This window comes from Parapedobacter sp., assembly GCF_053550995.1.
On sequence record NZ_JBMQOC010000089.1, the window covers coordinates 1 to 7753 of the forward strand.

The 7753-nt window shown below is 52.1% G+C and carries 6 protein-coding genes and 2 pseudogenes; 3 read left to right on the plus strand and 5 right to left on the minus strand.

Annotation, left to right across the window (positions count from 1 at the left end):
• Positions 1-279, plus strand: a pseudogene (locus ACO1NT_RS12245) (dihydrolipoyl dehydrogenase); the annotation flags it as partial.
• Between the two features lie 52 nt (positions 280-331).
• Here ACO1NT_RS12245 and ACO1NT_RS12250 read toward each other — a convergent pair.
• The 5 genes and pseudogenes from ACO1NT_RS12250 to ACO1NT_RS12270 form a co-directional block, all read right to left on the minus strand.
• On the minus strand, positions 332-1348 hold the full coding sequence (locus tag ACO1NT_RS12250; protein WP_449048916.1) for a LacI family DNA-binding transcriptional regulator: 1017 nt from the start codon (positions 1346-1348) through the stop codon (positions 332-334).
• A gap of 95 nt (positions 1349-1443) precedes the next feature.
• Positions 1444-2892 carry a S41 family peptidase gene (locus ACO1NT_RS12255; protein WP_449048917.1) on the minus strand — a complete coding sequence of 483 codons (1449 nt, stop codon included), beginning with the start codon at positions 2890-2892 and terminating at the stop codon, positions 1444-1446.
• Between the two features lie 2 nt (positions 2893-2894).
• On the minus strand, positions 2895-3545 hold the full coding sequence (locus ACO1NT_RS12260) for a hypothetical protein (protein WP_449048918.1): 651 nt from the start codon (positions 3543-3545) through the stop codon (positions 2895-2897).
• Positions 3546-3590: 45 nt separating this feature from the next.
• Positions 3591-4079: a hypothetical protein gene (locus tag ACO1NT_RS12265; RefSeq protein ID WP_449048919.1), complete on the minus strand. Its 489-nt coding sequence runs from the start codon at positions 4077-4079 to the stop codon at positions 3591-3593.
• 7 nt (positions 4080-4086) lie between these two features.
• A pseudogene (locus ACO1NT_RS12270) lies at positions 4087-4748 on the minus strand (ABC transporter ATP-binding protein).
• 80 nt (positions 4749-4828) lie between these two features.
• On the opposite strand from ACO1NT_RS12270, the gene sucC reads away from it, so the two are divergent.
• The gene (gene sucC, locus ACO1NT_RS12275) at positions 4829-6019 is read left to right on the plus strand and encodes an ADP-forming succinate--CoA ligase subunit beta (RefSeq protein WP_449048920.1); all 1191 of its coding nucleotides are present in this window, start codon (positions 4829-4831) and stop codon (positions 6017-6019) included.
• A gap of 249 nt (positions 6020-6268) precedes the next feature.
• Positions 6269-7714, plus strand: a complete 1446-nt coding sequence (asnS, locus tag ACO1NT_RS12280) for an asparagine--tRNA ligase (protein WP_449048921.1) — start codon at positions 6269-6271, stop codon at positions 7712-7714.
• Positions 7715-7753: the final 39 nt, after the last annotated feature.

Below are 7753 nucleotides of genomic sequence, written 5' to 3' on the forward strand. Positions count from 1 at the left end.
AAAGTGGGTAAATTCCCATTCTCGGCTTCGGGCAAAGCAAGTGCGGCCGGAGCGAAAGACGGTTTTGTAAAGGTTATTTTCGATGCCAAATACGGTGAATTCCTTGGCGCACACATGATTGGTGCCAACGTAACGGAGATGATTGCCGAAGTGGTGGTAGCACGCAAGCTAGAAACCACGGGGCACGAAATCATCAAAACCGTACACCCCCACCCCACCATGAGCGAAGCTATTATGGAGGCCGCGGCCGATGCTTACGGCGAAGTAATCCATTTATAGCGGTTGTCTAGTAGTCGTAAGTCGTAAGCACGCTGCAGCCGGACTTACGACTTTACGACTTGGCTTGATTGACCAATCTCGATTTGAACGTAACCCTTACCGGGTCCGGCCGTTCTACGGCGTCTATTTGTTCAAAAAGCAATTCCGCTGCCTTTTTCCCCTGTTCTCCCGGGAACTGCTCGATGGATGCCATCGGTGGATTTTCCATGTATGTCCAGAGCGGATAGTTGGCATAGCTGATGAAATGGATATCCTGATTGAGGGTCACACCCCGTTCGCGGACGACTTTCATCACGTCTAAGGCAACGTAGTCATTGAAAGAGACAACAGCGGACGGACGTTCGGGCAAGGCCAGTAATTGCGTTATGGCAGCTTCGTTGCCTTCAGCGGTAAGGTCGGTGTTTACAATATACTCCTCCCTGAAGGGGATATCGGATTTGCCCAAGCCCTTAAGGTATGCCCGCTTGCGTTCGATGCTTGCCGGTAAAAGGGGCGGACCGTTGATGAGCGAGATGGCATGGTGCCCGCAAGAGACAAACATATCGATGGCCTCCAGCATGCCAGTTTCCAAGTCGCTGACCACCTTATTGATATTTTCCAGATCGGGCACACAGTCAAAAAAGACCATGGGTATACCGGCCCCCTCCAACAGCTCAATAAACGCATAATCACGGGTATTTTTACCGATAGACATCAGCACGCCATCTACCCGGTGTGCTTTCAGCGTTTGCAAAATACGGAATTCTCGGTCCGCATCGTCGAGCGACTGCCCCATGATGACGGTATAGCTCTTTCCGTTGGCTACATTTTCGATTTCACTGATAGCCGCTGAAAAGAAAGGCTCGGACAAGCTGGGCAGTACCACCCCGATGGTAAACGTTTTACGCTGTTTGAAGAAAATAGCGGTCTGGTTCGGTTCATAATTCAATTCCTCAGCTACTTTCTTCACGCGCATCGTTGTCACCAAACCGATACTTGGATGATCGTTCAATGCCCTCGATACGGTCGATGGCGAAATCTTCAACCGCTTCGCAATTTCCTTAATCGTTGCAGGCTTCCCTTCCTTCATCAGTTTCCCCTTTTTATGGTCAGTTCCAACAATCGTTGGAGCTCGCAATATACAAATTATTGGCGGAAGGAAAGTACAATCGGATAACCTTCCCGTTACGGCGCCAAGCGTTTACGGAAAGCAAACATCCCCTTACGTCCATGCCGGTCAAGCGCTTGGTTAACCTGAGCGGCCGGGTCTCCGGAGAGACGTGCATGGCCAGTGGACTGTTGGCTTTGCGTATCCGACGAGAACCTGCCATTTTCCGCATAATACAATGCTTCGGCAATCATAGCCTCCTGGGCATCACCAAAATCCCTGGTCAGATCGTCGATGGCCACCTTATCAACAGGCATGCCCGAAAAGTAATCGCCATACCCGGCCGAATTGAACGTCTGGAAAGAGACCGCATAGAGATCCACACCAAGGATGTTCCAGTTGAAAAATCCCACCGGCTTGCCGTAAGTCGTATGCTCGCCGATCAACTTCACATCCATATGAGGCTGCAGGTTGTTGATGAGCAGTTCACTGGCCGATGCCGTTCCCTCCGTAACGAGGAAATAAATACGGTTGAGGTTAAGGTTCTTCGCTTTATTGAAATGCACATCCGAAAAATCAATCCGAACCCCGTAGCTGCGGAGAAATTCGACCAGCCCGCTATTAACCTTATTGGTATACATCAGCCCATCCCCTACAGAAGCCGGAACAAGGAGATTCGAAAGGTGTTCGGCCGTTGCCACGGCACCGCCACCGTTGTACCGAAGATCGACAATCAGTTCCGTGACTCCCGCCGCTTCGAATTGCTCCACTAACTCGTCGAGCTGGTTTTTTACATAGGTTGGGTTATCCCGATTATCGACCGTGGACACAAACATATCAAACATAAAATACCCTACTCTTTTGCCTCCCACGGTATATATACGCCGGCTCATGATCGGTTGTAGCTGATAATTACCCCGTTGCATCGTAATGGCGACTTCTTCACCATCCGGCTTGCGGAGCACTAAGCTGATCTTGCTGGCATCCAATGCGTCGAAAAGGAAACTGAAATTGTCTTGTTCCATAGACGAAAGCGACAGGTCGCTGGTCCCGTTTACCTGCATGATTTGCCACCCGCGCCGTATGCCCAACTGGTCAGCCGGCGAGCCGGTGTCTACTTTTTTCACGTAAAGGTCGGTGTCGTTATTATACCGCACGTCGAAGCCAAAGCTACCCGCATACCCCTGCTGTATCTCGGCATCTACGGTACCCCAACGGTCCAAAAAACTATACCGGTCGTAAGGGTTTCCACGATCGTCGAGCGCGTAGCCTTTCAGCGCCTCCAATACCGCATCCGCAGAGTTGTACTGCCGGGTATGGTTGCGGATATCACCAAACCAATCGGGCAAATCGGCTTGCCATAAATAAAATCCATGCGTAAAGAAATAAACCGAGTCCTTCAGCAGGTCTTCTTGGGTATCGGGCCGGGCAGGTCGCTCCAGTTCGGGTACTACCGTCTGTCGATTACACGCCACATTTGCACCTAGTGCAAGCAATAATATGGCAGACCGTATCAATGGGGACATATTCATTCATTATTAGTTTGAGGGTTGCGCGAAACAGCCGGGGGTTCCAGAAAATGATTGACTGCCAGGCAATCCAGCCGATCCAGAAAAGCCGGGTCACGGCCCTCCCCGGCATGGATATAAAGTGCATCCGCTGCCTGTAATCCATTTTCATGCAACAAATAATCAAGCGGATCATACCCCTTTGAGCGGAGTTCCGTCTGGAAATAGACTTTCACCGCCTGGTCCAACCCATGCCATTCCACATGCCGCAGTTTGTTCAATTGTATGGTTGGGTCGCCATCCGTAAAAATCAACAGCCGTTTCCCCGCCGCCTGGGCGGCGCGCATCAGGTTGAGCGTGGCCTGATAGAGCAACAGTTTAGCCGGGAGCCGGGCGGTCTTGTGCATACCTTCAAACTGCACACGGTACTTCGGGTCAATGGCAAACGCTTCCGCCGCACGCCCGAAGAGCCCCGCTTCCCCGTGGCGCTCATAGGCGGTCTTCAGGAATCCGGTGAGTTCCGCTGCAGGTGGCGCGGTTTCGGTGTACTCCAACAAGTGGGCAAACAGATAATATACCTGCAGCAGGTAATCCTTTACTGGAAATAGCACGTCGTCCACTTCAAGGAGCAGCGCCTTTTTGTTCCCGTCGATATCAGCGTATGTCAACATGCTATCGGTTTGATTCAAAACTGTCGTATTGGTTTAATATCCCCATCATTCGGCAATGCAACAGTGTACCAACGGTTCGCTGGGAGACGGCCGTGTAAACACACCGGACAAGGAGGCGGATTGCCCTTCTTGCGGTTCCCCGGCCACGGTCACACCATGATCCAGCAATACCAAGGGTAAACGCCTTTCCGGATCCCTGAGTAACGTCGGTCTCCCCCCATACACCGCATCGGGTATCCAGACGGCAACGCCGTATTCGGTGAAAAGCTGCTGGGCATGGGCCAGCAGATCGATCTCCCGCTCCCCAAGGGGAACCACCACATCGATTTCATTATCCAAACAGGTACGGAGTAGCTCATGTTCGAAAGCCGCGGTATCCACCCCGCGAAATTGGATATAATTACCGGTCTGCAGCAATACCTGCGGTATTTCATCAGCCGAGCCGAACCGGACCTCATAACGGCCCGGCAACAGTTTGCCAACCCGTTGGGCGAACGGCCGTGTACCGTGCGTAATCAAAACCCTGCTTGCCATTTCTTGTCTATTGTGGGTCCGGTTCGATGACCCCATCCTTGATATGCACCACGCGATCGGCAATGGCGGCCAATTCCTCGTTGTGGGTAACCACCACAAAGGTCTGGTTGAGCTGGTTGCGCAGATCGATGAACAATTGGTGGAGCGCGGCAGCGTTTCCGAATCGAGGTTGCCCGAAGGCTCATCGGCCAACACGACGGCCGGCCGGTTTACCAAGGCCCGCGCTACCGCCACCCGTTGTTGCTCACCACCGGACAGCTCACCGGGCTTATGGTCCCTGCGGTGGGCTACCCCCAATAGCTCCAGCAATTCGGATGCCCGCTGCTCGGCCTCCTTGGGCATTACCTTTTTGATGTACGCCGGGATGCACACATTCTCCAGCGCCGTAAACTCGGGCAACAGGTGGTGGAACTGGAAAACAAAACCGATATGTTCGTTGCGGAAAGCACTCAGCTGCTTGGCATTAAGGGCCCCGATATCCGTGCCACGGAGGAACACCGTGCCGCGATCGGGCCTATCCAATGTGCCAACGATATGGAGCAGGGTACTCTTGCCCGCACCAGATGCCCCCACGAGACTAACGATCTCGCCTTTAGCCACGTGCAGGTCTATTCCCTTTAGGATAGGCAGTGCACCGTACGACTTGTATATGCCTGTTGCTTGTAGCATGTTGCGAAGGTAGGGATTTTTAGCGGTTTGGCTTGACCATTCCCGATTAAAACCCTACTTTTACGCCAAATTTCACGCAAATGAATATTCACGAATATCAAGGGAAACAAATACTGAAAAGTTTCGGCGTTCGGGTACAGGAAGGTATCGTTGCCGAAACGCCCGAACAGGCTGTGGAAGCAGCAAAGAAGTTGAAGGAGGACTACCATTCGGACTGGGTGGTGGTAAAAGCCCAAATCCATGCCGGAGGCCGCGGCAAAGGCGGTGGAGTCAAACTTGCGAAAAACCTTGATGAAGTGAAACAACGGGCTACCGACATCATCGGCATGCAGCTAGTTACCCCGCAGACCGGCCCCGAAGGCAAAAAGGTCAATAAGGTATTGGTTGCGCAGGATGTGTATTATCCCGGCGATAGTGAAACGAAGGAGTTTTACATGAGTGTACTGCTCGACCGCGGTCGTGGCAGGAACATCGTCATGTACTCTACCGAAGGGGGAATGGATATCGAAGAGGTGGCGGAAAAGACGCCCCACCTCATTTTCAAGGAAGAAATAGACCCAAAAGTGGGCCTTCAAGGTTTCCAGGCGCGCAAAATTGCCTTTAACCTGGGGCTAAACGGCGCAGCATTCAAAGACATGACCAAGTTTGTGGCAGCCTTATATAAGGCATACGAAGCCACGGATTCTTCCATGTTTGAAATCAATCCCGTGCTGAAGACATCCGATGACAAGATATTGGCCGTCGATGCCAAGGTAAACCTGGATGAAAACGGTTTATTCCGCCACCCGGATTATGCAGCGATGCGCGATGTTACCGAGGAGGACCCCACGGAAGTCGAAGCTGGCGAATCCAACCTCAACTACGTGAAACTCGATGGCAACGTGGGTTGCATGGTCAACGGCGCCGGCCTGGCAATGGCCACGATGGATATCATCAAGCTGGCAGGGGGCGAACCCGCCAACTTCCTCGATGTGGGTGGAACGGCCAATGCGCAAACCGTGAAAGCAGGGTTCAATATCATCCTGAAAGATCCGAATGTAAAAGCCATATTGATTAATATTTTCGGCGGCATTGTCCGTTGCGACCGTGTGGCACAGGGTGTCATCGATGCCTACAAAGAAATCGGCGACATTCCCGTTCCGATCATCGTACGCCTGCAAGGCACCAATGCCGAAGAAGCCAAACGGCTCATTGACGAATCCGGATTGGAGGTATACTCCGCGATTCTTCTCAAAGAAGCCGCCGATCTGGTCACGAAAGTGCTGGGGTGATTTCCAGATGCGGATTTTACGATTTAAACGATGATATTTTTTAGCAAAGCCTCCACTTGATATGGGGGTTTTTGTTTTTGATGGAATATAGCTTGCAAAAGAGCAAGGAACAAAGAGCAAAGAGCAAGGAACAAAGAGCAAGGAACAAAGAGCAAAGAGCAAGGAACAAAGAGCAAAGAGCAAGGAGCAAGGAGCAAAGAGCAAAAAGCAAAAAGCAAGGAGCAAGGAACAAAGAGCAAAGAGCAACAAATGAAACATACACGCATAAAAGACTTATTAAACTCTACGGAGTATGGACAGCGGATAACGGTGAAAGGATGGGTCCGGACATTCCGGAACAACCAGTTCATTGCCATCAACGATGGATCGACACTGGGAAATATCCAAGCCGTTGTCGATTTCCATCATACGGACGAAGCATTGCTCAAACGGATCACTACGGGTGCCGCAGTTGCGGTCACCGGTCCGCTGGTTGAATCACTAGGCAAGGGGCAACGGGTGGAAATCAAGGTAGAATCGCTTGAAATCCTGGGCGACAGCGACCCGGAGAAATTCCCCTTGCAGCCCAAAAAACACAGCCTCGAGTTCCTCCGCGAAATTGCCCACCTGCGTTTCCGCACCAATACCTTCAACGCGATCTTCAGGGTACGCACAGCCCTCTCCTTCGCGATACACCAGTTCTTTTACGAACGTGGATTCGTTTACCTGCACACCCCCATCATCACCGGCTCGGATGCCGAAGGTGCCGGCGAGATGTTCCAGGTAACCACCCTCGATTTTGACAACACACCACGCAACCCCGATGGATCGGTGGATTACCGCGAGGATTTCTTCGGAAAGCAGACTAATCTTACCGTTTCGGGACAGTTGGAAGGCGAATTGGCGGCGATGGCCCTGGGCAATATCTACACCTTCGGCCCCACCTTCCGGGCCGAAAACTCCAATACCACGCGGCACTTGGCCGAGTTTTGGATGATTGAACCGGAAATGGCTTTCTACGAGCTGGACGACAACATGGACCTGGCCGAAGAGTTGCTCAAATACGTCATCCGCTTTGCCCTCGACCATTGCCCCGATGAAATCGAATTCCTCCGCACCCGATTGCTTGAGGAAGAAAAAAACAAGCCGCAGAAAGACCGCGCCGAGATGGACCTCGTGGAAAAGCTCAATTTCTGCCTGGACAACAGCTTTGAAAGGCTCACCTATACGGAAGCCATTGCCATCCTCCAGCGCAGCAAGCCCAACCAGAAAAAGCAATTCAAATACCTTATCGAAGGCTGGGGTGCCGACCTCCAGTCCGAACACGAGCGGTACCTGGTTGAAAAACATTTTAAGAAACCGGTGATCCTGACGGACTACCCTGCAGAAATCAAGGCATTTTACATGCGACAGAACGAACCCGATGCCGAAGGGCGCCGTACCGTGAGGGCGATGGATATCCTCTTCCCTGGCATTGGCGAGATGGTAGGTGGCTCACAACGCGAAGAACGCCTGGACAAATTAACGCAACGGATGGAAGAGATGGACATACCGGCGAAAGAGATGGACTGGTTCTTGGATACCCGCCGTTTCGGCACGGCACCCCACTCGGGCTTCGGTGTCGGTTTCGAACGGCTCGTGCTTTTTGTCACCGGGATGCCCAATATACGCGACGTCATCCCCTTCCCGCGCACACCGCATAACGCGGAGTTTTGATGATGGTTGATAAAACGATGTTATTACGTATTTACGAAG